This window comes from Myroides sp. DW712 (assembly GCF_046557355.1).
In the GTDB taxonomy this organism is placed as follows: Bacteria; Bacteroidota; Bacteroidia; order Flavobacteriales; family Flavobacteriaceae; genus Flavobacterium.
Window position 1 is genome coordinate 62,710 of the sequence record NZ_JBKFDO010000007.1, and the last position, 25,139, is coordinate 87,848.

The window sequence follows — 25,139 nt, forward strand, 5'->3', positions numbered from 1 at the left end:
TGGAATTTCAATTCCTGTATAGTACGATTAAAGGTTTTCCTAATTATAGGGGTAGAATGATGTCATACAAATTTCAATTCCTGTATAGTACGATTAAAGGAAGAGTTTAAAAAGAGTTCTTCTGCTTCATTTGCCAAATTTCAATTCCTGTATAGTACGATTAAAGGGAGTTAAAAAAACGCAACATTGTGGAATACTTGATATATTTCAATTCCTGTATAGTACGATTAAAGGTGATAAAAAAACAAAAGCATTGCTTGACAAAATGAGATTTCAATTCCTGTATAGTACGATTAAAGGGCCGCTAAAAAAGGCAACAAGACACTTGTACTTACATTTCAATTCCTGTATAGTACGATTAAAGGGATGGCGATGCTACACGCGAGCTCATTAACTCTATATTTCAATTCCTGTATAGTACGATTAAAGGTTGGAAATATTCAAAATAATCAATAAGCCTATCTGAGATTTCAATTCCTGTATAGTACGATTAAAGGCTCATTAAGCCTCCAAGTTAATGCAGTGGATAACATTTCAATTCCTGTATAGTACGATTAAAGGTTCAGCAACCTGCTCTGGAGGCTTAGCCAAATGCAAATTTCAATTCCTGTATAGTACGATTAAAGGTATTCTTTTAGTAAATAATCAAGTATTATTTCTAATATTTCAATTCCTGTATAGTACGATTAAAGGCTGTACAGCGAAATTTATTGCTAGAATTATATGCCAAATTTCAATTCCTGTATAGTACGATTAAAGGAGGTTTAGAGTATGCTAATGAGTTAAAGAAAATCAAATTTCAATTCCTGTATAGTACGATTAAAGGTCTGGTAATTCCGCTGCTTTTTTAATTTCTTCTTCTTATTTCAATTCCTGTATAGTACGATTAAAGGTAGTATTTTTTAAATTAATAGATTTAGACTCAATTCTATTTCAATTCCTGTATAGTACGATTAAAGGACTAGAAGTTGGTAAAACAGAACATATTCAGATTCCATTTCAATTCCTGTATAGTACGATTAAAGGTCGCGCTCAATCTTATTTTGAGCGTCGCTGTACTCAAATTTCAATTCCTGTATAGTACGATTAAAGGTACGTCTGATTGGAAAATATGGCAATGTCCAATGGAATTTCAATTCCTGTATAGTACGATTAAAGGTAAACTTTTGCTTTGCGATCCAAACATTGTTTTCATATTTCAATTCCTGTATAGTACGATTAAAGGCTGCATATCAAATAATGTTTCAAAGTCAGTATTATTTATTTCAATTCCTGTATAGTACGATTAAAGGTGCGTCCTTTAGTTCAGCAGTTAATGTGTCTCTGAAATTTCAATTCCTGTATAGTACGATTAAAGGTTAGTAGTGGCACTAATGGGAAAAGCTTTAGGACGATTTCAATTCCTGTATAGTACGATTAAAGGCCTATTACCTTCAATTGGTTTTTACAAAACAACTATATTTCAATTCCTGTATAGTACGATTAAAGGTTAGTAGTGGCACTAATGGGAAAAGCTTTAGGACGATTTCAATTCCTGTATAGTACGATTAAAGGCCTATTACCTTCAATTGGTTTTTACAAAACAACTATATTTCAATTCCTGTATAGTACGATTAAAGGACGCATTTGAAAAAATGCCAGCTATCTGTATGTAATTTCAATTCCTGTATAGTACGATTAAAGGGCGACTGGCGGTTGATTTTTAGGTCTTATAGTTATATTTCAATTCCTGTATAGTACGATTAAAGGATAAAACATTATAAAATTAAGCATGAAAATATAAATTTCAATTCCTGTATAGTACGATTAAAGGCAATCAATTTTTGCGGGGATTTGTCCTACAATGCAAATTTCAATTCCTGTATAGTACGATTAAAGGGATTAAGCAAAGAAATAGCTTCGTCAAGGTTCTTATATTTCAATTCCTGTATAGTACGATTAAAGGTTGTAAGTGTGCTATTGATAAAACGTTATTTACTGAATTTCAATTCCTGTATAGTACGATTAAAGGAAGAACAATTCAAGAAAGCACAAGAACACTTCAGATATTTCAATTCCTGTATAGTACGATTAAAGGTTTCTTGAATCTGCTTAGTATGTTTGTTTTGAATTTATTTCAATTCCTGTATAGTACGATTAAAGGTTACCACTAAACGGGAAGAACAATTCTTTCACTTATTTCAATTCCTGTATAGTACGATTAAAGGTTTAAAGCCAATTTGGAATGTGAATCAATACTTCGAATTTCAATTCCTGTATAGTACGATTAAAGGTACATTTCCTAAACTAGAAAAAGCTTTAGACATAGCATTTCAATTCCTGTATAGTACGATTAAAGGAGTCATTATACTGTTTAGTATCCTTGGTTATTAAATATTTCAATTCCTGTATAGTACGATTAAAGGTGCGTAATTACCTACATTGTCTTGGTAATTACGCATATTTCAATTCCTGTATAGTACGATTAAAGGGGTATAGTAATCAAGTACCCAATAGACAAATACGAATTTCAATTCCTGTATAGTACGATTAAAGGGGACAGGTTGACAGGTATTTTAAATGGAGTACAGGTATTTCAATTCCTGTATAGTACGATTAAAGGTTGAGGATAAAAAAGCAACTAAAAAGACCTTACATATTTCAATTCCTGTATAGTACGATTAAAGGAAACTTGATAGCATTTCTATTAGGATGTTAGACATATTTCAATTCCTGTATAGTACGATTAAAGGAAGTTAGCGTGTTTGTTTTGCGTGCCTTGGTCATATTTCAATTCCTGTATAGTACGATTAAAGGTAATATTCCGTAAAACTTGTCAACCAAATAATCTACTATTTCAATTCCTGTATAGTACGATTAAAGGATAAATGAAAGAGGTATTAATATTTGTTCAAATTAATTTCAATTCCTGTATAGTACGATTAAAGGATGTATCGATTAGCTACTTCACTAATTATGGTAGAATTTCAATTCCTGTATAGTACGATTAAAGGTAGCAATTCGTTATACGCAGACCTATTGTTTAATTTATTTCAATTCCTGTATAGTACGATTAAAGGTTTTAATTAGTTGTTTAATTTCTTCGTATGATTCTTATTTCAATTCCTGTATAGTACGATTAAAGGTTGTTAGGGTGTTCATATTATAAAGTTTTTTTAAGTATTTCAATTCCTGTATAGTACGATTAAAGGAGTCTAGCTCGTAGTTAAGTTTGTTAGCGTTGTCTTATTTCAATTCCTGTATAGTACGATTAAAGGATAAAATAAGAGAGAAAAAAACAAAATGCTGGGACAAATTTCAATTCCTGTATAGTACGATTAAAGGACAGACCACGTAGGTCAATTAAAAATGTTTTAATTAATTTCAATTCCTGTATAGTACGATTAAAGGTTGCGTTGTGTTTGGAGAAAGGGTTGTATATTATTAATTTCAATTCCTGTATAGTACGATTAAAGGTAAACATCACATCATCAGTATTAAAAGCTTCTTCTTGATTTCAATTCCTGTATAGTACGATTAAAGGAAAAATAATTGAGTGGGGTAAGGATAAAGGTATTCTATTTCAATTCCTGTATAGTACGATTAAAGGCTGATTCAACCTGCTCTTTGACATCCTTATAATCAAATTTCAATTCCTGTATAGTACGATTAAAGGTAGCATTGTGCAATTGCTTTTCACGCTCTTCAATAATTTCAATTCCTGTATAGTACGATTAAAGGATGAGTGGAACGATAAAAAGAGTGGTATTCCTATATTTCAATTCCTGTATAGTACGATTAAAGGACACAACAGATATTTAAACATAGTGTTTCTTTACATATTTCAATTCCTGTATAGTACGATTAAAGGCCAACTAAAACCATTGTTAATGGACTTGCTTTTCTAATTTCAATTCCTGTATAGTACGATTAAAGGTTGGTTAATTAAAAAGATATTTAAAATGGGTAACAAATTTCAATTCCTGTATAGTACGATTAAAGGACATACAACTCCAAACTCATCCCTACCCAATTTTCAAATTTCAATTCCTGTATAGTACGATTAAAGGGTTATTGCGCGTTAACGGAAGTTGTTTAACTCCAAAATTTCAATTCCTGTATAGTACGATTAAAGGGAGGAGTTACAAGGTAAAATGACTTCATCTTATATATTTCAATTCCTGTATAGTACGATTAAAGGGATATAGCAACTCTATTCACTTTTACTGTTTCAGCTATTTCAATTCCTGTATAGTACGATTAAAGGGACCTAACATAAACACCTAGTTCATCGTACAACTATTTCAATTCCTGTATAGTACGATTAAAGGGAGAGTTTTAATACTTAACCAATAAATTTCAACCAAATTTCAATTCCTGTATAGTACGATTAAAGGTGGTTCCATCAACCCTTGTGTAGTCTTTCTTTACAAATTTCAATTCCTGTATAGTACGATTAAAGGTAGCTTCAAAATGGCTTATTGGACTTTCATTAATTATATTTCAATTCCTGTATAGTACGATTAAAGGCCGTGAAATTCACGGTATAAAAAAGCCTTTCTAAAGGCTTTACAAAGGTAATTATTTCATTTTTGACTGCAAAAAATAGTCGATCGATAATAATCGAATTTTCCCTTATCAGCGACTAAATATCAAATTACTAATTATCAACACATTAGTGATTAATTTCATTATTTCAAAGAGCAAAAATGAAAATAACGAAATCATCGACAACTATAAGAAATTATCTAACTCATTTTTTTCCTTTCCGATGACTTGTTTTTCCAACCATTTTTCTTCCCTGCTTTTAAACACAATAACACTATCTTCTCCTTTATCCATAATTTTTTTTGCTTCTGCTAATAGTGTTTTTAACTTAACTTCTGTTATTTCTCCTTCAAAAACAGAGTTTTGAATCCAATTCAAATAGCGTCTACACAACTTGAGCATCTTCCCCACACGTTTTTCACCTATATCATATACTAAAACTACATACATTACCAACGTGCTTTAAATGGTTTATATTCTTCTATCCCCAAAATATGTTTACTCAACTTATAACACTCTAACTTAATCAAATGTTTATAACTTACATTGCGCTTTAAAATAGGATGCTTAAACGTTTCGTTAATTTTTTCTTCCCATGCTTTTACAAAGACTTTTCGCCCCGATTCCTTTAAAGTACAACTATTCAGTTGATGGTCAAAATCTTTAGCTTGCAATTCTTTCTTATTCAACAACCTGAATATCAAACGATCCACTAGTAAAGGTTTAAATATTTCAGCCAAGTCCAACGCTAAAGAATACCGTCGAAATCCTGGCTCATGTAAAAAGCTAATCGTAGGATTGAGTTGAGTATGATAGAGTTGACTCAAACACAAGTTATAGCACAGCATATTCCCAAACGAAATTAAAGCATTTATTTCATTTTTCGGAGGCCTTTTACTCCTATTTTCCATTGTAAAGTCAGACGTAATAATCGTGTCAAATGCTGTATAATACATTTGCCTGATATTTCCCTCTATCCCCATTAGTTCATCAATTGCCACACTTGTGTCAATTGACAAAGTGTACTGCTCAATCGTATCTTGTATCTCCTGTAAATCTTTCTCTCGATTAATGTAATAGCGGAGATTTTTAACAATGTTAAAAGACGCTCCAGAAACAAACTTTTTCGCTAGTATTAATCGTCTACTTGTATCGATATAGTTTTTCGTTTGTTCAATTTGCATCTTTCCTGCGAGCAAATATTCTTTGGGCATAAAAGAACCAGAATAATGCTCATAATAGTCAAAAAAATGAACTGCAATTCCTACCTTGCCTAAAAAAAAATACAAAGCACTATTGGCATCTAAACTGCCAAAACAAAACAAATCGGCAACTCCTTCTATTGGAATATACTTGGGAGTTCCTTCCTTACCATCAGCATCGGTTGGTACAAATTTTAACGTATTGTCTTTTCGACTCAAACGTCCTGGATTAAACAAATAATAAGTTTTTTTCATCCTAATTCTATTTTAATCTTCTTCATCGATATAACAAAAATCACAGTAACTACACGATCGACAAATCTTTGCATGTATCACTGGAGGACATTGATCACTCATACAAATCGCTTGAATTTCTTTTTCCCAATCTTGTATTTTTTCTACGTCTTCCTTCTCTAAAAGAACTTGTTCTTTTTGTCTCAAAGAAGGGTATTCTAAAATACCTGTAGCTCCTTCAATACCAGCCAGTAACAAGCGATACAAATAATACTTTACTTGTGCTTGATGAGCATAGTCAACTTTATCTGATTTTTTTATTTCATGTACCACTTTATTACGTGCGTCATAATAGTCAATCTTTATGTTTCCAACCTGTAACTCCGTATATTTTTCTGACCGTTCTGGATAAGAAAGCTCACCCAGCAATTTTCCTTCTGCAACTAAATCAGAATTATACTCCATTCGCACACCGTGATAGTGTAACCATAATTCTCGTTTACACACGTGATACAAATTAATATGTGTGGCATTTATCAGTATCATATCATAAAAATTGGTTTTCTTCTATTCCGTGTAATTTAGACGTGTCCATTCCTCCTTCTATAGTATAAAAATCATTCCAATGCGCTAAGTATTGATAACCATAAGCAGATTTATCTACATCGCTAAATCGCACCAATTGCTCTTCAATAATTTTGGTTGCAAAAACAGAAAAAACATATTTAGACAATATACTTTGTAACTGTTTTTCTCGTGTCCGCTGTGATAGAAAATCAATTTTATATTGAATAATAGCAAGGTATAAATCAAACACCTCTACTCCACTTATCCCTCCATTGTTCTCAACAATACCATACTCCTTTAAAAAAGCTAACTCTGCGTAGGTGAAAAAAATATTTTTCCCCAATGTCACAGGGATTATTAAAGGAACAAAACAGGATATATTCTTACTCTCAATCAGTTGAAACTCTTTATTAATAGATTCAAATCTCATTTTTTTGACATATGATACATACTCTTTAATATTTGATACCATAGGAGTTTCTGACCATTTATTTCGATTATTAATAACTAAATCATATAACAAATCAAAATCTTTTGTCTCTAAAATTTGTTTGTATTGCTCCTGTTGAAGTTTCTCTTTAGTTAATTTAAAACGCAAGTCTTTTCCGTATATCACGCAAGGTTGATCGTAATTAAACAAAAATAACTTGCAATTCCCCTTATTAACATTTCGGTTAATCCGTCCTGCTAACTGCTCGTCAGAATCTAAAATAGACCTGTTTTTGAATCCTAAATCCATATCGATATCTACACCAGCCTCTACAACCTGTGTAGTGATCAATAGAATTTTCTTGGATCTATTTTCTGCTTGTTTTAAAAAATCAATAATATATTGCCTTCTATGTTCCAAAATGGTACCAGACAATACAAATACTTGATCAAAAAAATCATTATCTTTGATCAATTCATAAAAAACAGTTGCCGTTTTTTTATAAATAAACTCAATGATGGTGTATACGGATGCCTTAGGCTTAGCTTCACCATAATCTAATGTTGCATACTGTTTAGATTCTTCCAATAATCGTTCAGCCAAAACAGACAACTCCACCTTCTTTTCAAAATACTCGAAATCAAAAGTTATTCGTTGGCAAAAATTGGGATTTCTAAAATACCTGTCTTTAGCCTCTGGTAATAAATAAACAAAATCTCCTACCCCTTCTTTTAAGAAATTCAGTTTGTCCAATTTGGGCAAAGTAGCCGACATCAAGATAAATTTGATATTAAAGGCTTTGGCGTAATGGGTAATGAAATAAATAACTTTCTCCCAATGTTGTGGACTATAACTTTGTAATTCATCAATAACAACAACAGCGTTAGCTAAACGATGAAACGAGTAATTCTTCTCTTTTTTATTTGATTTTAAAAGATCAAAAAAACCAATATGAGATAAGAGACACATCGGATAATGTACAAAGAGATTGGCAATAAAATTTAACTTGTTATTGCCATATCTTCCGTCTACATCTCCATTTCCTTTTTCAGTAAATGCCGCTTTACTATGTAATTCGACAATTTCATTTTCCTCAAGTCCCAGTGTTTCTATCAAACTTTTTTTAGTCTGTGTAATCAACGTGGTGAAGGGAAATACATAAAACACTTTATTTAGCTTCCCTTCAGACGCCTTGAGCAATTCTAACATAGCTAACACTGATAGATTTGTTTTTCCTCCACCAGTTGGTGCTTCAATGTAGAACAAGTTGCGATCTGCATACTTTCTTATATTTTGAATCACCTCTATTCCCATCTCTTTTCTCAAAATATTGAGATTCTGCCCTGATTGTTCTCGAGGATTTTTTATCGTGTAATCTTCAAGTGCTCGATAGGTAATTGCATTAAAATTAACCTTAGTTTGTCCTAATTTTTCACTTTGAGTCACATAGGTGTACAGCTGATTAATTCGAGCTGGAGTAAACACACTCTGCTTGAAAACATCTCCCAATTTCATTTTAGCATTGTATTCATTGGTAGCTAAGTAATCAGATGCTGTCAGTAAGGAGAAATTCAATTTTACTAGTGAATACAATGCCTCAGAATCAGCATTCGTTTTAAAAACACTATTGATAACCTGTGTATTTCCAATACATGAAACAATTTTTTCCGAAACATTGAACCCATACTTAGCCAAATAGCTAGCTAGAAAATCTAAAACTGCTGCTCTATCTCTATTTATAAAGAGATACCTCATCTCGAGGGTTTCCTCTATTGTGTCATTCAAACTTGAGCTGTGATGTTTATAAATACTATAAGAAAGAAAAAAAGCAGTAGCGATTAACACATTCCTTTCTTTACCTATAGGCATACGAGCTACTGCATCAATTTCCTTACTCAAATAGATAAAAGCACTCAGTAAAGAGTGATTTGTCGAAAGCACACTATCCTTGCTTCCCTTGTCGTAAAAATGAGGGTTATTCATCTTCAGACTATTGGCTTGAAAGTTCTCGTTCACTTTGCCATGATCGTGAAAACCAATTGCATTGACAAATTGTCGTTTAATTGCCTCACCTAAAAGTTGATCCTCAATTTCCATATCATCCAAATAATCAGACAAAAGTCTATCAATGACAGTATCCAAACTGTGTTCCTCAACTAAGTGGACAAAATATGTATTGACCAAATCTAAATGCTCAGCCAGAGTTTCAGGTGCTTTATCCCGAGCTATATGCGCATAATAAATACCTTCGTCTTGCAAATAAGTGCGCAACGAAGGTATTTCTTCAACTAATTGTTTGATTGATTTATATGAATTGGACATAAGCATCTTCTTCTTTCAAATAGTATAAATCCTCTAATGCTTGAGCGTTTTTGATTAAATAATTCGTGTAAGCAAAATCTTCTAGTTTATATTGCATTAACTCCTCATCAAATTCCTTTGGCAAGCGCTCAAAATAAATATAAGACGATTCTACCTCATCATTTCCAGAAGCCAAGTGATCAACATAAGGTTCCTCTTTATTATCCTTCACTTGCATAGATTTGATAAACAAACTTTTAATTTTCACACCTTCATTTTTCTCTTCTTTTCTCTCGTTTACAGCATAGGTTTTGTAACTAGCTTTAGTCCACCAAGCTGTAAATTCATTTTTCCCGAAATAAGGAATGAACTCTGTTTTAACTTCGCTTAAATTTTGTAGAAGTCTGAGATGCAATTCATTGGAATCATCTAATAAAAGATAAATTCGATAAGTAGGTCGTACCAAGGTTAGTTCTTCTGTTAAAAAATTACTTCCCTTATTGGCATACCCTACTGTATTGGTGTATTTGATTGGTGTTTTAGCAAAATTACCTTTATCGTGATTCAAAGGTTCTATTGCTATTTTCAAATCTTTAAGCTTTAAATAGTACGCAGGTAGTACACCTTTTTTTCTGTAACCTTCTAATCCTAAAATAGCTCCCAATAACCCTAACACCACGGGTTTATGAATCATATTATAAGAGAGGTTAATCGTATTATTCGTATCGGGTTTTCTAAAAAAGCCAAAGTCAGAATATAAATCTATGGATACTATTTTCATATTGTACAGTTCAAGGTTTTTCTAAATAAACGGAAAATTAAATGGGTAATACCACCGCATTTGCTGGTTCGTTAATTACTTTGGTGAAGATTTTATTGTAGTACAACTCAATCTTAGCTATTTCTTTAGCTAGGTGTTCCTCTTTCAACAAAGCTTGTAGTTTACTCAAATCAATTTCTCTCTTATCATTGATATCAATCAGATTGACAAAAGAAGGCAAGACTATTTTCGCTCCTTCTTTCAATTCCACCCAGATCATTAACTCATTTTCTGTTCCTGATTTTGCTGCAGAATCGTAATAGGTAGCTCCTTTACACAATCCATCTTTTAATTTAGTAATATCTTCTACTAACACTCCGGCTGATTTCACACGAGCTGCATCTTCTTCAATATTCTTTGGATTAATAGAAAAATGATGAACATAATGCCCCTCTTCTAAACGGGATTGAGATCCTAATGTACTATTATCTGCGTCATCTTTATTTGAATTTCGAAAAGGTGATAAAATTTGTTCCGAGTAAATTACATTTTCCGAAAATTTATTTACTCCATGCGTAATCTGACAGGTTCCATGTAATGACAGGTTCATACTCTTTACAGCAAAAGTTCCTCCAAACAAGCGAACATCGATATTCTCAAGTAAATTACCCAACACTTCTACCTTGTCATTTTTAATATCCTTATACTTTGCTTCATAAGTTTCTTTCAAGTCTTTCGGTGCTAAATTATCGTTGAACGATTTGAAGTAAAACACAGACTCCCCCAATGCATTCTTCCAATAATTTCGAATCGAATACTTTAATGCTTTATCCGTTGCATAAACTACGCCATTAGGCAATTTGCGCGGTTGTCCAGAAAAATCCGCATTGTAATTTGAATTGATTGACTTAATCACTACTGCGCCATATACGCGATTTTTAAAGGATGTACTCATAACTCTTCTTTTTATTTTGAACTGTATAATTGATTATTTGCAAAAACACCAGATAATATTTCTGGTAATAATTTCTTTAGATCTGTATTTGTTTCATAGCTTAAAACAAAAGCGGCTGCTCGTTCAAACTTTTTTGAGAATCGTTCGTGCTTATAACGAGCAAAATCATTAGTGATTGCTTTTTTAAACTCAAGACAACGAGATTGTTGTAAATAAGGTTCCAATAAGGAATAGCTATAGTTTTTATCCTCTCGTTTACTCTGATTCAAAATGTAAATTATAACCATTCCTGCTGTAAAAGCAAAATGTGAGTCCGTTGCTTCTCGCTCTAATCCAGTATCTGAAATTAATTCTTCAACAAAATCTTGATACTCTTTTAATTTATTTCCCATATATGTTTTATTTTTTTGATTAAAATAGTGTTGGGCACTATACCAAATATTCAATTTTTCTTTTACTCCCTTTCCATAACCATTCTTGATGTTGTCTTTAATTGCGTTAAATACCATTTCATAAAAAACAGAAGCATCAATCAAGTGACGTTGTGACTTATACACATAGTCGTACACTGTTTTTCGAAACTTGGAATAGGATTGAAACGTATAGGGCAATTCTTCATATCCCTTCTCATCCAAATCAGAAAAATAGTCAATTCTGTTTTTGTATTTATTTTCCAACAATGGCTTTAATACCACACTTTCCAAATGAAAGATATCCTTGATAAGAATATAACTTCTTTTTACTTTTTCATCAGAAACATCAAAAAAGTTATCGATTTTCAATCCATTATCCTCCCTATTCCCCAATTTATATTCGAATCGGGACACAAAATCAAAATCCCTAAAAACCAATCCATCTTTGGTATTTTGCCAAAACAAGAGATAGTAGTTTCCAATATCTCTTTGATGATGATCAACTATTTTTTGTACAATTTCTTGGTAACCATATTTGAATCCACTCTCTCGCATCAAGCCAATCATCTCTTCATTCAATTCATTCTCATAAACGAATAAGGGTAAAGGATTAGGTAGCACTTTATTGGGTAAAAGTCCAGCAAAATCGTACAATTGCTTGGCTTCAATATTGGATATTCGTCCACTAATATCAAAACTAGCAGTTTGATGCAATAAAAAAGGCATATTGCTATTAAAACCATTCATGAAATTACTCGTACCGTAAATCAGTCCCTCATCATCTGGTGCTGTATTGTACTTATCAGTATTAAACAGTTTATCATCTAAATACTTTTTGTGTGCCTTTTTATAGTCTTCAATGGGTAAATCGAGATAGAAAATAATATAATCTCCATCGGTCAACTCTCGAACTTTTAAAAGTTGTTGATCCAACTCTTTTAATACAATTTTCACTTGATCTTTACTTTCTTTAGTCTCTTGAGCAGCTTCTTTTATGCGAAGTTGCTTGAGCAGTAGTTCTTCTTTTTGAGCTGCAAATTCTTTTTCAATTTTATCTAATACAAAAGAAAACTGATTCTTGGCAAAAAAATATTTAAACACTTCATGCTTAAACGTATTCTCCTCTTGTTCAAACAATTGAAACGCTTTTTCAAAATATAAATCAAAACGCTCATAGATTTGTTTTTTCTTATTCTTATCCTTTTCGTTCGCTTGATACTTTCCCCCACCCTTTAAATGCTCCCGCTTAAAAGCAACAACAAAAGGAGAACAGCTATGAATCGCTTTGATGGGTAAATCAAAACATTTGTTCGTATTAATACACCAAGCATTTTGATGGCGCAACTTGCAGCCTTCTAAGTAGGCACTTACCTCTGTATCTTTTTTACTGTACAATTCGTACTGAAAATCATCCAAATCAATACTTACGATTTGATCTGCATTGACACGCTGATGTACTAAAATATGCAATCCCTCTTTAGGTAGGGATCCCATGGTTTTAAATTCATCAGGAAGTACTTCCATAAAATTCACTATTTCTTTTATCATTGTTTTATTTTTATACTTGTATAGAAATTAATTTTTGGATTACTTTTATTTTAATAACTCACCATTGCTCAAAATATATCCTAGTAGAGTTATAATGGACACTCTGAATCATACCTCTCCAACATAGTTTTATAAATACCTGCATCAGTAAAGTCTTCTTTACAAAAAAAATCGTCAAACCTAAAGTTTTGATTTTCTCTTATTAATTGCAAGACATATTGATTAAAATCGCATAAATCCATTAAATTTGAATCAGTTGTAATATAGTATCCGTTTTCCATTATGCATACAGTTTATCTTTTAAAGTAAATATATGATATTTACTTTAAAAAAACTCATTGTATATAATACAATAAAATCACAGTTATTATTGTATTTTATTATATAAAAGATAACTTTGTTCTAATTTTAATCTGAATTAATTTTAGTCGTACCATAGAGGAATTGAAATTTGTAAATAATACATTCAGTTACATTCTGTAACGAACTGGAGGTATTTTATACCTCCAGTTTTTCTTCAACAATTTCCAAAAACCCCATGCCTAAAGCATTGTACAAACCTCCACCCGCATTAAGCAAAAGTTCTACAAAACGCCTTTCTGCCTTGACCTCTAGTTTAAACTTGACATATCCTCTTATTTTTGTTTCTTCTTTTGTATCACTTTTCACCGTAATCAATCGAGAGCGACTGGGGTGATTGTAAAAAACAACTTCTGCCAATAGCAACGCACTCGATGCCAATTCATCCCCATAAGAAGCTTTAATCTTTTCTCTCCAACTGTACAAAAACATTTCGATGTATCTTGGGTGTTCTGGATCCAAATAATCGTATTTCCAGGCTTCATTTTTCAATCCAAGTACTAGAGGAGATTGGGGTCTAAGAACAACGCTTATAATTTCATTTTCCTTATAACTTGACAATCCCGTGGCAACACTTTCTATAGTTTTAACCTTAAAATCTTGTTGGGATTTCTTATCTGCGATTGTAATCTTTTCTGAAGCAAACAATCCTTGTACAAAATGCTGCATAGCCTCTGGCAAATGAAAAGCGACCTGTACCTCTACTTCGTCTTGCTGAAGTAGCAATCGATCACCTTCAAGTTGAAAAGGAGTCTTAATATCGCTAAAACAGAAAAATTTAAATCCTTTTCCATACCCTTTTTCATGCAAAAAAGAAGCATACTCTTTGCTTCCTTTGCTTATAATCCTATAAATAGCAGCAGATAACGGATATTGATAATTAATAGGCAATACCCGCTTACCTCCAATAGCTTCTAATTTTACCTTAAATCGCATATTCTTATTCGTTACTTCATAAACATACTAAATAAAACAAAAACTTTTACTTAATTTAAATAAAAAAACGCCACTAATTATAGTAGGGCGAAATAGGGTATAAAATGTACTGATTAATAAAAATAGCGTTATTTTTTCATTCAATATTAAGCTTTACTTACCATGAGAAACACTCAAAACCGCTCCACTATGCTTATCCAATTCAATGTAAAAGACACCTCCTTCCATCATGGGGTCTAAATCTCCTTCAACACACCATATCACTTTATTTCTAAGATGAACGCGATAAGGTCTTTGTTCAATAATATTTTCTTTTGTGTAACGCTGAAAAAGAACTTCTTCCGCTGCTTGAACAGCTATTGCTGCAGTAGGTAAAAGATTATCCTCTTGATTTATTGTCTGAATCGTATCTAATTCAAATGAAGCCCCCACAATAACAAAAGGAGCTGGTTCACTATTTACGATAGATATAGCATCTGAATGTGGTTCCCGCTTCACAGCAACATCACAACTCAGTACAACAACCCCTAACAAGCCAATATAGATTTTACATTTCATACGCCTCTCTTTGTATTCACCTTCTTTTAATCCAGCTATCTTTTACGTGTTTTGCTTTTTTCGGAACAGGATTTGCTCCCCAACTTCCAGGACCTGTTTTTTCCCATACCATATCACTTGTACGGATCATTTTAATATACCCCCAAATACCTAAGGTTAGCATAAGAATAAAAAAGGCGATTAATCCACTGACAAACCAGGGAACTTTGTTGCCATAAAACAAAGCATATACCAATAAACCATCAAAGAGAATCATGATTAGAGGAATCAGAAAGGTCAAACCGAGGTATTGAACCACTTTTCTATAGGAAGTCATAGCATAATTCATGGCATAAAGCAATACGCCCAAAAAGACAACTACCAAAATGACCATCATAAGCAACGCACCGAGAAACAAAGCAATCGCTCCAAATCCAAAGCTCATTCCCTTTTGAGACACCTCATCATAATAAACTGTTACGTCATCACCGATGATAGGTTTACTACTAGACGAATAGGACAACGTATGTTGAATGGAATTTCCAGACGACGTAGTAAATTCTACCGTGGGTGTAAACATCATAGTTGTTGTTCCTGCATCGGAATCATGGCTTTCATAAGAGGAATATGAAATGACCTTTGCTTCATAACGCTGGCCATTCATTAAGAGTTTCGTTGATTTATAGAGCGAGCTTCCTATACCAATGGTCATACTGATAGCAAAAACCATCAGGATCGTTACCACCAAAAAAACATACCCAAATCCGAGGCAACCTAAACCTCCTTTTCCAGCGCGCAGGCGGCGTTGCCCAATTTGATAGGTTAACCAAAGACCAAAAAGAACCGCAAGGATTCCACTCCATCCATAAGAAGTTAAACCCATAAAAATAATAGAAGATACAATCATTAGTTTTTATTTCGTATTGAAGTACAACAAGGAAAACAGTTCTTCCTCTATACGCCGTTCTAGGTATAGCGAGAGGTTTGATGTTTAAAGGTTATTTTCTTGCGTTTAATTAAATCGTTATCGTGTAACACTTGTTGGTCTGTTTCGGGGCGAGTTGTCTCGTATGCTGAGTGTACGACTTTCTTCGTTTGATACGCGGATTCTTCTATGGGTGAACGGAAAGCTCCCAAGTGACGAATAGCCCAAAGTCGTTTGCCAATAACAAAGAGGAAATACAAGGCGTAAATCAGCATAAACACCGAAAACAATTCTGCTTCTTCTTCGGATCCAAAAATACGAAACTGATAAAACGTCCAGAGCACATACCCTAAAGCTAGCATGCGCATGGGTTTAATTAACAAATGCAGGCTCTTTTTGATTGCTGTCGCTGTTTGGTTCCCTATCAGTGCAAATGTATGCAAAAGGTATAAAACAAGAAATACTGCAATTCTAGCAACAAAAAATACCACAACGAGAATTCCATACGAGAGGAGTAAATCTTCATAGGTCAACCAAAACGTTCCTCCTGATGCTTCATCTACCAAAACTGCTTGATTCACCTCCCTAAAGTACTCCAACGTAATATCATCTAAGCGTTCTGCAGGAATTAACATAGCCTCTCCTGTCGCTCCAGTTGTCACGATTCCAAGCTGCACATTTCCCTGCTCATCCGTTATTCGCTCTAAAGGCCCCGTATAAAGTTCACTAGCCACTAAAGCACGCCCCATCTGTGTAGGAATAATTGCGATAGAAGATAGCCACGAACTTCCTGCTGAAAGCAGAATAAGCACTAGGATAATCGGGATAAAATTGATTTTCTTTCCTCTACTTGTATTCATTTTAAGCATGTTTCTTTTTACTTACTCAAGATACAAAAGTTAATTAAGATAGTATCAGCAAGGTGTTACTTTTAAAAAAACAAGGATATAAAAAAGGGATGAATTATAAAATCCATCCCTTTCGTATACTAGCTCGTCTATATCATTTACTCTTCTTTGATAAACGTTAAAAACTCATCATAATACTGCGCTAGAAGAATCTGATATCCTTCACTTTGATCTACTTTTATTTTATCCGTATCGGGTTGAGAAACGAAATAAATCACAAAAGCATCTACGTGATATTCTGGAATTCCGAGATCTTTCATCAACTCCTCTCTTGGATATTGTTTGTAAAACGACATCATATTCATTTCGATTCGCTCATATTCAATCATTTGTAAATCGCGTTTTCGCGTTCCATTGAGTCGATTGATAATCCCATCAATGGTGATTCCCATTTTTAAATCGCTAGTTGCCATGAATACGCGATTATTTCTATTGTATCGCTTTTCAGCGGGAGTTAGTTTTTTACTACCAAACTCCATTTCTCCTTCACCAAACTCCTTTTTTACGATTACGATTTCCTCTAATTTCTGCCCTGGTTTCACTAACACTGGTGTAATGCGTTTTGTTTGCAAATCTCCTTCATCAATAACATACAGCATCGTAGCACTATAGTCACTGGAGAAACGCAGCGTATCACCTAAATAGGTCTGTATTAAAAAATAACCTGTTTGATCCGATTGAGTTTTTTCCTTTGTATTTTTATTTTCAATAGAAACTGGAATAATTTGTCCATTATACAATCGAACGCGTCCATCTATTAAAGTTGGTCTTTGAGCATATGCACTCAAGCCAATACATACCATACTCAATAACGCCAATAGGTTTTTCATAATTTACTAGTTTGTTTGGATAAAGATATAATTACTTCAAAGAATAAAAAAAATTATTCCTCTGGCATCTCATTTATTTTTTCCAATACATAAGCAGGGGGTACTGTTGGTCGTCCTGACTTCATATCGACAAACACCAACATCGAATAACCTGTTGTTAACAACTCATTATTTTGATTATACAGTTCATAATCGAATTCTATTTTCACTCCACTGCACTGTTTAAATATGGTGCGAATACAGAGGTCTTCGTCGTATTTTGCAGGTTTTTTATAGTTCATAGTTAACGAGACAACGGGTAACATAATCCCCAACTCTTCCATTCGTTTATACGAGATTCCTAAATTGCGCAACCACTCAACTCGCCCTATTTCAAAGTATTGAGCATAATTTCCATGATAGACTACTCCCATTTGATCTGTTTCTGCATAACGCACACGTACTGTGTGATCGAATTTTTTCATATTCCTTTTAATTTTATTTGACTAATTGAATTATAAATGTACTTACCATTTTTTTTTGAAAATTACAATGACTAATTCGTTTTTTTATCCCAAAAATTGTTCACATATTTGCCATCTGATTCGACACCGACATCAATCCAAAAAACATTCAAAAATAGTAACTGTTTTTTTAAAAATCTAACCAAAAATGCACGAATACAAAGACATGACAGCGCAATCTGCTTGGAATGCTTGTCTTGAATTCATAAAGGATAACATAGGCGAACAAGCGTTTAAGACTTGGTTCATGCCTATTAAAGCCATTGAATTAACAGAAGACAAGCTCTATATACAAGTGCCTAGTAAATTCTTCTATGAATGGCTAGAAGAGCATTACGTAAGTATATTGAAAGTAGCGTTGACAAAAGTGTTAGGTGGAAATGCAAAGTTACTATATAAAATTCAGATGGAAACTGTATCTGGCAACAAGCAGCCATTTACAGAACAGTTACCTAGTTCACAACGTGGACCTGTAAAACCACAAGAATTGGATGTTCCCGTTCAGAATAAAAACCCTGAACTAAAAAATCCATTTATCATTCCAGGGATTCGAAATGTTAAGATTGAGTCGCAATTAAATTCAAACTATTCCTTTGATAACTTTTTGGAAGGAGATGCAAACCGCTTAGCGCGTTCTGCAGGTATGGCTGTATCTAAAAAACCAGGAGGAACTTCATTCAACCCTTTATTGATTTTTGGTGGCGTTGGATTAGGTAAAACACACTTAGCACATGCCATTGGTGTAGAAATCAAAGAATATTTTCCAGATAAAACAGTTCTGTATATTTCTGCGGAGGTATTTACACAACAATATGTGGACTCTGTTCGCAAACAAACAAGAAATGACTTCATCTACTTCTATCAATTAATTGATGTATTGATTGTCGATGATATTCAGTTCTTATCGGGTAAGTCAGGAACTCAAGATGTGTTTTTCCATATCTTCAACCACTTACACCAAAATGGAAAACAAGTTATCTTAACTTCAGACAAAGCTCCTGTAGACATGCAAGATATTGAGCAACGCTTATTATCTCGTTTCAAATGGGGATTATCTGCTGAGATTCAAACACCAGATTTTGAAACTAGAGTTAAGATTGTGAAACATATTTTATACCGTGATGGGGTAACTATGCCTGAAAATATCATCGAGTATATGGCTAAAAATGTATCGACAAACGTGCGTGAATTAGAGGGAGCTATTATTTCCTTAATTGCTCAATCTTCATTTAACAAACAAGAAGTCACGATTGATTTAGCCCGTCAAGTCATTGAGAAATTCATCAAGCATACGCAAAAAGAAATCTCTATTGATTACATTCAAAAAGTGGTTTCCGACTACTTCGACATGGACATCGAAACATTGAAATCAAAAACGCGTAAGCGCAATATTGTACAAGCCAGACAATTAGCCATGTTCTTTGCTAAAAAGTACACCAAATCGTCTTTAGCAAATATTGGGTCTCAAATAGGAAAACGCGATCATGCCACTGTTTTACACGCGTGCAAGACCGTTGATAACCTATTAGAAACAGATAAGGAATTCAAGAAATTCCACGATGATATTAACCAAAAGTTCAATATGTAATGCAAACAAAAGTACTCATGGTCTGTTTAGGAAATATTTGTCGGTCACCCTTGGCTGAAGGTATTTTACAAGCTAAACTTCCCCAAGAAGACTTTTTAGTAGATTCTGCTGGCACAGGTGATTGGCATGTGGGAGAGTCACCCGACCAACGTTCTATTGCAGTAGCTAGAAAATACGGTATTGATTTAACCACACAGAGAGCCAGACAATTTAAAAAAAGTGACTTTTCTACTTTTGATTATATTTTTGTCATGGATCAATCGAATTATAACAATGTCATTCAATTAGCAGCAAATCCAGAAGAAATTCAAAAGGTACGCTTGTTGTTGGATGTCATTCACCCCGATAAAAAAGCAGAAGTTCCTGATCCATATTATGGAGGTCCAGATGGGTTTGAGCATGTTTTTCAACTGGTCGATGAGGCGTGTACACTTATCGCTAAAGCATTAAAATCTTAGTCATTTATATAATAGATTCAAGGAGGAAATTTGTATTTCTTCCTTTTATTTTTTTAAACAGCTTTGCTTACCTTTGTTGTTTAAATACAGTTCCAACATATTATGGATAAAACCACTCAAACGGGAATCTTGTACATGATTCCCACGACCTTGGGAGACAATGATCCTATGCAAGTACTTCCCCAAGCGGTCAAAGAGACCATTGATCGATTGGATATTTTCATTGTCGAAAATGAGAAAACAATCCGCAAATTTATCAAGCGAATTGCTCCTGAAAAAAAACAATCGGAATTAATTTTATTTCCTTTAAATAAACACACCGATCCTGCTACACATAAGCAATACATCCAACCGCTTTTAGAAGGAAAAGATGTCGGCGTTATTAGCGAAGCTGGTTGCCCAGGAATTGCGGATCCAGGTGCAGCTATTGTTGAACTTGCACACAAACAAAACATACGTGTATTGCCGTTAGTTGGCCCCTCGTCTATTCTACTCGCCTTAATGGCTTCTGGAATGAATGGTCAAAGTTTTGCCTTTAACGGTTACCTACCTATCGATAAAAATGAGAAAAAAGGAGCTTTAAAAACCTTTGAACGCTTGTCTTTCGAAAAGAGTCAATCGCAAATTTTTATTGAAACTCCGTATCGAAATAATCAATTACTCGAGGATCTAATCCAAACCTTACACCCCAACACCCTCTTGTGCATCGCTTGCGATATTACATTAGAGAGTGAGTTTATTCAAACCAAACCAATTTCAGCTTGGAAAAGAACCAAAGTAGATTTACACAAAAGACCGTGTATTTTTATTCTACATAAGAATTAATTGGGTGATGGGTGAATTTATGCTATAAAAAAAGGTTCGATCTTTTGAAGAAGATCGAACCTTTTTTTATGTTCTTTGTTCTTTTGGCTTTTGTTGTTTGGCTCACCAAACCTCACCCAACCTCACCATTCAAAAAAATCTTTTCTAACCAAACAAAAAAAATTATATTTGTTAGAAACTCATACCATGCCAATGACAAAATATATCGCAATCATTTCACTTGCTTTAGTAGTAGTAGGTTGTAAAAAAGTGAACGTACAACCGGAGCCTTTTTCTTTAGAAGGAGTTGTAGAAGATTATCATGTCTTGGTAGAATCCGTAAATCACCAGGATGATAAAGTATATGTAGTTAATTTTTGGGCCACTTGGTGTGTACCCTGTGTGAAAGAATTACCTGATTTTGTTCAACTGTACAACGAAAATAAAACGCGACCAGATTTTGAAATGGTATTGGTTAGTTTAGATCGATCTGCTGATTTTGAAACAAAAGTAAAGCCATTTATAACAGACCACCAATTGACTCCACCGGTTGTGTTGTTGGCAGATGTCAAGCGTATGAATGAGTGGATTCCAGCAATCCATAAGTCTTGGAGTGGTGCTATTCCAGCGACAGCTATTTACAAGAATGGCAAACAGATTTACTTTCATGAGGGAATATTGACCTATGAAGAACTGAAAAAAATAACGAAATAAAAAAATAGAATTATGTTGAAAAATGTAGGTTTAGCAATCTTGTGTAGTATTGCTTTTGTCGCTTGTAAGAAAGACGCAAAAAAGATAGAGGCTATTGATCCTATTGAAGAGGTGATAGAGCCTGTAAACGACTTCAAAGAAGTCTCTGGTTATAAAATAGGGGATCAAGCTACCGATTTTAGTTTGATAGGGATAGATGATAAAAAACACAGTCTAGCTGATTTTCCAGAAGCTAAAGGGTATATTGTAATTTTTACATGCAACCATTGTCCTTATGCAAAAGCGTATGAAGAACGCATTGTGGCGTTAGATCAAAAATATAAAACGCTGGGGTATCCTGTTGTTGCAATTAATCCCAATGATCCTGTAGTACAACCTGAAGATGGATTGGAATTAATGAAAGAGAGAGCCAAGGAAAAAGGATTTACTTTTCCGTATTTATTAGATGAAGGACAAAAGATTTACCCTCAATACGGTGCTACCAAAACACCACATGTATTTCTTTTACAAAAAGCAGAAGGAAAGAATATCGTAAAATATATTGGCGCGATTGACGATAACTACGAGGATGCAAGTCAGGTTTCTGTTAAGTATGTAGAAAATGCCGTTGATGCGTTGTTAGCTGGAAAAGCCATCGAACAAACAACAACCGTGGCGATTGGATGCTCAATTAAAGTGAAATAGGGAAAATGGGTAATGCGTGAACGTCCCTAAATAACAAAAGGTTGGAGCTTACGCTGTCACGTTCATGCATTACGCATCACCACCAATCAACCTAAACAAAAAACGAAGCCAATAGCTTCGTTTTATTATTCTTATTCCTTTTTTTCTTTGGGATAAATAAATCCTAATCCCATTCGAGTCAACATTTTTTTCACAAAGTTCCAGAAGAACTCGCGTTGACCAAATAAAGTACCGATACAAATCAGAATTACTTTATACATGGGGAAAATAATTAAAACATACAATACCCAATAGAGTACAGGATGAGTTAATCCTCTTTCAATCCCCAAATACGTTAAAATAGGTTTCGAAATAAACGCTGCTGTTGAACCTGTAATTGCAAATACAACTAGGATAATGACCACTTGAAAATTAGAAGTAAGTCCCCAACGTTGCTTTAACTTTTCCATTTATTTATTTTAAATCTAAACAAAAGTAGTGCTTTTTTAAGGAGTAAAAAACTTATTTAACGTAAATATAAAAGCCATTCCGTTGAATGGCTTTTCTTGTCTTATAGTTCAATTTGATTCAAGGTTTCCAATACATATTCATGCATCACTTCTCGATAATCCAAATGGGTGACTATGCGTAGCCATCCCTTTCCGATTTCGCTAATTAGTATATTTTTTTGTTTGAGTTTATCCAAAAAAGGTTTGATATTCGCCTCATCTTCCAAACGAAAAACCAAAATATTCGTTTGTACAGGTAAGATTTCTTTTACCCATGTTTTTTTATTGAGTAGCATTTCGATTTGCTTGGCGCGATAATGATCGCGTTGTAGGCGACTTACATTATTTTTTAATGCAAATAAAGCAGCTGCAGTTAGGTATCCTGTTTGTCTCATCCCTCCTCCCATCACTTTACGCAAGCGAATGGCGCGTTGAATTGACTCTTTAGAACCTAAAAGTACCGAACCTACTGGCGCACCTAAACTCTTAGAAAAACAAACAGAAATAGTATCAAACAATGCTCCAAACTGGGTGGGATGTTGAGATTTTGCTACTAACGCATTCCACAAGCGCGCCCCGTCTAAATGCAACTTGATATTGCGTGCCTGACATACTTCTTTGATTCGTTCAATTTCACTTAATTCATAACAAGCACCGCCCCCCATATTGGTTGTGTTTTCTAAACATACTAATTTGGTTATAGGCAAGTGTATGTTCATAGGATCGGTATAATGATACAGCACATCTTCGGCCGTAATTCGCCCGCGATCACCATCGACTAAAGCGCTACTTACTCCGTGATTCACCGCAGCTCCCCCTCCTTCAAACTGATAAATGTGCGAACTTCGATCACAAATCAACTGATCTCCGGGTTGTGTATGTAGTTTAATTGCAACTTGATTAGCCATCGTTCCCGAAGGAAAAAACAAAGCCGCTTCCATCCCAAACAATTCAGCAACAGCCGCTTCTAATTCATTGGTACTCCCATCTTGTTTATAAACATCGTCTCCCACTCTCGCTTTCAACATATAGTTTACCATTTCAGAAGTAGGCTTTGTAATTGTATCGCTAATTAAATTAATTTCCATAAATTCGCAGGAATAAGTATTTTTGCTTGTAAAAGTATTAAAAATTATGGTAACCACAGAACAACAGAAGGACATTATTGATCGCCTTGGTGCGTTAAGGAGGTATCTTTGACGTCGATAAGAAGTTAATTGAAATCACCAACGAGGAAGAAAAAACCTTTGCTCCAGACTTTTGGAATAATTCAAAAGAAGCGGAGATTATTGTCAAAAACTTAAAATCCAAAAAGAAGTGGATTGAAGACTACGAACAGACCAAAAATGCTTTGGAAGAGTTCCAGGTCTTAGTTGAATTTTACAATGCCAAAGAGGCAACAGAAGAAGAAGTAATCGAGCAGTACAAAAACACCCTAGCGCTCATCGAGCATTTGGAGTTTAAAAACATGCTGTCCGATGAAGGAGACAACATGAGTGCGGTCTTGCAAATTACTGCAGGCGCAGGTGGAACCGAAAGTTGTGATTGGGCCTCCATGTTGATGCGTATGTACATCATGTGGTCAGAGAACAGCGGCTATAAAGTTAAAGAGCTCAACTATCAAGCTGGAGAAGTTGCAGGTGTAAAAACTGTGACCTTGGAAATTGAGGGTGAATTTGCTTTTGGTTATTTAAAAGGTGAAAACGGCGTACACCGTTTGGTTCGCATCTCTCCTTTTGACAGTAACGCCAAACGCCATACCTCTTTTGCTTCAGTCTATGTCTATCCTTTAGCCGATGATACCATTGAAATTGAAATCAGCCCGTCTGATATTTCTTGGGAAACGATGCGTTCCAGTGGAGCTGGTGGACAAAACGTAAACAAAGTAGAAACGGCAGTTCGCTTGCGACACCATCCAACAGGAATTATTATTGAGAACTCGGAAACGCGCTCCCAATTAGACAACAAAATCAAAGCCATGCAGCTCTTAAAATCACAGCTTTACGAAATTGAGCTGAAGAAAAAACAAGCCATGCGCGATGAGATTGAAGCCAATAAAAAGAAAATTGAATGGGGATCCCAAATTCGAAATTACGTCATGCACCCGTATAAATTAGTCAAAGATGTTCGTACCAGTCACGAAACAACCGATGTTGATTCTGTTATGGACGGAGAGATTGACGCTTTCTTAAAAGCCTATTTGATGATGATGGGCCAACAAGAGGAGTAATAGGGTTGACAGTTAACGGTTGACAGTTGATAAAGTGAATAAAAAAACAAGCTTGGGTAAAAACTCAAGCTTGTTTTTTTTTATTGACTTTCGTTGTTTGGTTTTCGTTGTTTGGTGTTTGACCTACGTTGTTTGACCTACGTTGTTTGACCTACGTTGTTTGACCTACGTTGTTTGACCTACGTTGTTTGATGAAGTGCCATTTACAAAGAATAATTTTCTTATAACACAATCAAA

General features: G+C 34.2%; 22 protein-coding genes and 1 CRISPR repeat array (1 of these 23 running past the window's edge). Of the genes, 6 read left to right on the forward strand and 16 right to left on the reverse strand.

What is annotated here, in order from left to right:
- Positions 1–4,509: a CRISPR direct-repeat array (repeat unit 30 nt; unit sequence ATTTCAATTCCTGTATAGTACGATTAAAGG); it begins 1,046 nt to the left of the window's first position.
- A 204-nt stretch (positions 4,510–4,713) separates the two neighbouring features.
- From cas2 to ACLJX0_RS07420, 14 genes are all read right to left on the reverse strand, one after another.
- Positions 4,714–4,977: a CRISPR-associated endonuclease Cas2 gene (cas2, locus tag ACLJX0_RS07355; protein WP_410879498.1), complete on the reverse strand. Its 264-nt coding sequence runs from the start codon at positions 4,975–4,977 to the stop codon at positions 4,714–4,716.
- Positions 4,977–5,984: a type I-B CRISPR-associated endonuclease Cas1b gene (gene cas1b, locus ACLJX0_RS07360; protein WP_410879500.1), complete on the reverse strand. Its 1,008-nt coding sequence runs from the start codon at positions 5,982–5,984 to the stop codon at positions 4,977–4,979. The genes cas2 and cas1b overlap by 1 nt, the downstream gene beginning before the upstream one ends.
- A 12-nt stretch (positions 5,985–5,996) precedes the next feature.
- Positions 5,997–6,509: a CRISPR-associated protein Cas4 gene (locus ACLJX0_RS07365; protein ID WP_410879502.1), complete on the reverse strand. Its 513-nt coding sequence runs from the start codon at positions 6,507–6,509 to the stop codon at positions 5,997–5,999.
- 1 nt (position 6,510) lies between these two features.
- Complete coding sequence (gene cas3, locus ACLJX0_RS07370) at positions 6,511–9,282, reverse strand: CRISPR-associated helicase Cas3' (RefSeq protein WP_410879504.1); 2,772 nt, start codon at positions 9,280–9,282, stop codon at positions 6,511–6,513.
- Positions 9,266–10,042 (reverse strand): type I-B CRISPR-associated protein Cas5b, encoded by a 777-nt coding sequence (gene cas5b / locus ACLJX0_RS07375; RefSeq protein ID WP_410879506.1) that lies wholly within the window; start codon positions 10,040–10,042, stop codon positions 9,266–9,268. The genes cas3 and cas5b overlap by 17 nt, the downstream gene beginning before the upstream one ends.
- A gap of 37 nt (positions 10,043–10,079) precedes the next feature.
- Positions 10,080–10,976 (reverse strand): type I CRISPR-associated protein Cas7, encoded by an 897-nt coding sequence (locus ACLJX0_RS07380; RefSeq protein WP_410879508.1) that lies wholly within the window; start codon positions 10,974–10,976, stop codon positions 10,080–10,082.
- 11 nt (positions 10,977–10,987) lie between these two features.
- Positions 10,988–12,937: a hypothetical protein gene (locus tag ACLJX0_RS07385; protein ID WP_410879510.1), complete on the reverse strand. Its 1,950-nt coding sequence runs from the start codon at positions 12,935–12,937 to the stop codon at positions 10,988–10,990.
- Between the two features lie 89 nt (positions 12,938–13,026).
- Positions 13,027–13,218, reverse strand: coding sequence for a hypothetical protein (locus tag ACLJX0_RS07390; protein ID WP_410879512.1), 192 nt, complete (start codon positions 13,216–13,218; stop codon positions 13,027–13,029).
- A gap of 217 nt (positions 13,219–13,435) precedes the next feature.
- Complete coding sequence (gene cas6 / locus ACLJX0_RS07395) at positions 13,436–14,233, reverse strand: CRISPR-associated endoribonuclease Cas6 (RefSeq protein ID WP_410879514.1); 798 nt, start codon at positions 14,231–14,233, stop codon at positions 13,436–13,438.
- A gap of 153 nt (positions 14,234–14,386) precedes the next feature.
- Positions 14,387–14,791, reverse strand: coding sequence for an NTF2 fold immunity protein (locus ACLJX0_RS07400; RefSeq protein WP_410879516.1), 405 nt, complete (start codon positions 14,789–14,791; stop codon positions 14,387–14,389).
- Positions 14,792–14,807: 16 nt separating this feature from the next.
- Positions 14,808–15,677: a DUF3592 domain-containing protein gene (locus ACLJX0_RS07405; RefSeq protein ID WP_410879518.1), complete on the reverse strand. Its 870-nt coding sequence runs from the start codon at positions 15,675–15,677 to the stop codon at positions 14,808–14,810.
- A 59-nt stretch (positions 15,678–15,736) separates the two neighbouring features.
- The gene (locus tag ACLJX0_RS07410) at positions 15,737–16,555 is read right to left on the reverse strand and encodes a hypothetical protein (RefSeq protein WP_410879519.1); all 819 of its coding nucleotides are present in this window, start codon (positions 16,553–16,555) and stop codon (positions 15,737–15,739) included.
- A gap of 146 nt (positions 16,556–16,701) precedes the next feature.
- Positions 16,702–17,433 (reverse strand): hypothetical protein, encoded by a 732-nt coding sequence (locus tag ACLJX0_RS07415; RefSeq protein ID WP_410879521.1) that lies wholly within the window; start codon positions 17,431–17,433, stop codon positions 16,702–16,704.
- Positions 17,434–17,486: 53 nt separating this feature from the next.
- Positions 17,487–17,897: an acyl-CoA thioesterase gene (locus ACLJX0_RS07420; RefSeq protein WP_410879523.1), complete on the reverse strand. Its 411-nt coding sequence runs from the start codon at positions 17,895–17,897 to the stop codon at positions 17,487–17,489.
- Positions 17,898–18,084: 187 nt separating this feature from the next.
- On the opposite strand from ACLJX0_RS07420, the gene dnaA reads away from it, so the two are divergent.
- From dnaA to ACLJX0_RS07445, 5 genes are all read left to right on the forward strand, one after another.
- Positions 18,085–19,524: a chromosomal replication initiator protein DnaA gene (gene dnaA, locus ACLJX0_RS07425; protein ID WP_410879525.1), complete on the forward strand. Its 1,440-nt coding sequence runs from the start codon at positions 18,085–18,087 to the stop codon at positions 19,522–19,524.
- Entirely contained in the window at positions 19,524–19,982 is a 459-nt protein-coding gene (locus ACLJX0_RS07430; RefSeq protein WP_410879527.1) for a low molecular weight protein-tyrosine-phosphatase, read from the forward strand. Before dnaA ends, ACLJX0_RS07430 begins: the two co-directional genes overlap by 1 nt.
- Before the next feature lie 102 nt (positions 19,983–20,084).
- A complete protein-coding gene (locus tag ACLJX0_RS07435; RefSeq protein ID WP_410879528.1) occupies positions 20,085–20,807 on the forward strand; it encodes an SAM-dependent methyltransferase in 723 nt (240 codons plus the stop codon).
- 168 nt (positions 20,808–20,975) lie between these two features.
- Positions 20,976–21,500, forward strand: coding sequence for a TlpA family protein disulfide reductase (locus tag ACLJX0_RS07440; protein WP_410879530.1), 525 nt, complete (start codon positions 20,976–20,978; stop codon positions 21,498–21,500).
- Positions 21,501–21,512: 12 nt separating this feature from the next.
- On the forward strand, positions 21,513–22,184 hold the full coding sequence (locus tag ACLJX0_RS07445; RefSeq protein WP_410879532.1) for a thioredoxin family protein: 672 nt from the start codon (positions 21,513–21,515) through the stop codon (positions 22,182–22,184).
- 131 nt (positions 22,185–22,315) lie between these two features.
- Here the strand turns inward: ACLJX0_RS07445 and ACLJX0_RS07450 are convergent, their stop codons facing one another.
- Both ACLJX0_RS07450 and ACLJX0_RS07455 read right to left on the reverse strand, forming a co-directional pair.
- The gene (locus ACLJX0_RS07450) at positions 22,316–22,633 is read right to left on the reverse strand and encodes a DUF6787 family protein (protein WP_410879534.1); all 318 of its coding nucleotides are present in this window, start codon (positions 22,631–22,633) and stop codon (positions 22,316–22,318) included.
- A 101-nt stretch (positions 22,634–22,734) separates the two neighbouring features.
- Positions 22,735–23,760 carry a threonine aldolase family protein gene (locus ACLJX0_RS07455; RefSeq protein ID WP_410879536.1) on the reverse strand — a complete coding sequence of 342 codons (1,026 nt, stop codon included), beginning with the start codon at positions 23,758–23,760 and terminating at the stop codon, positions 22,735–22,737.
- A 46-nt stretch (positions 23,761–23,806) separates the two neighbouring features.
- On the opposite strand from ACLJX0_RS07455, the gene prfB reads away from it, so the two are divergent.
- Positions 23,807–24,902 (forward strand): peptide chain release factor 2 gene (prfB, locus tag ACLJX0_RS07460; protein WP_410879537.1). Its coding sequence is split into 2 segments (ribosomal slippage): positions 23,807–23,869 and positions 23,871–24,902, totalling 1,095 coding nucleotides; the frame shifts between segments, so codons are not numbered across the junction.
- Positions 24,903–25,139 lie beyond the last annotated feature (237 nt).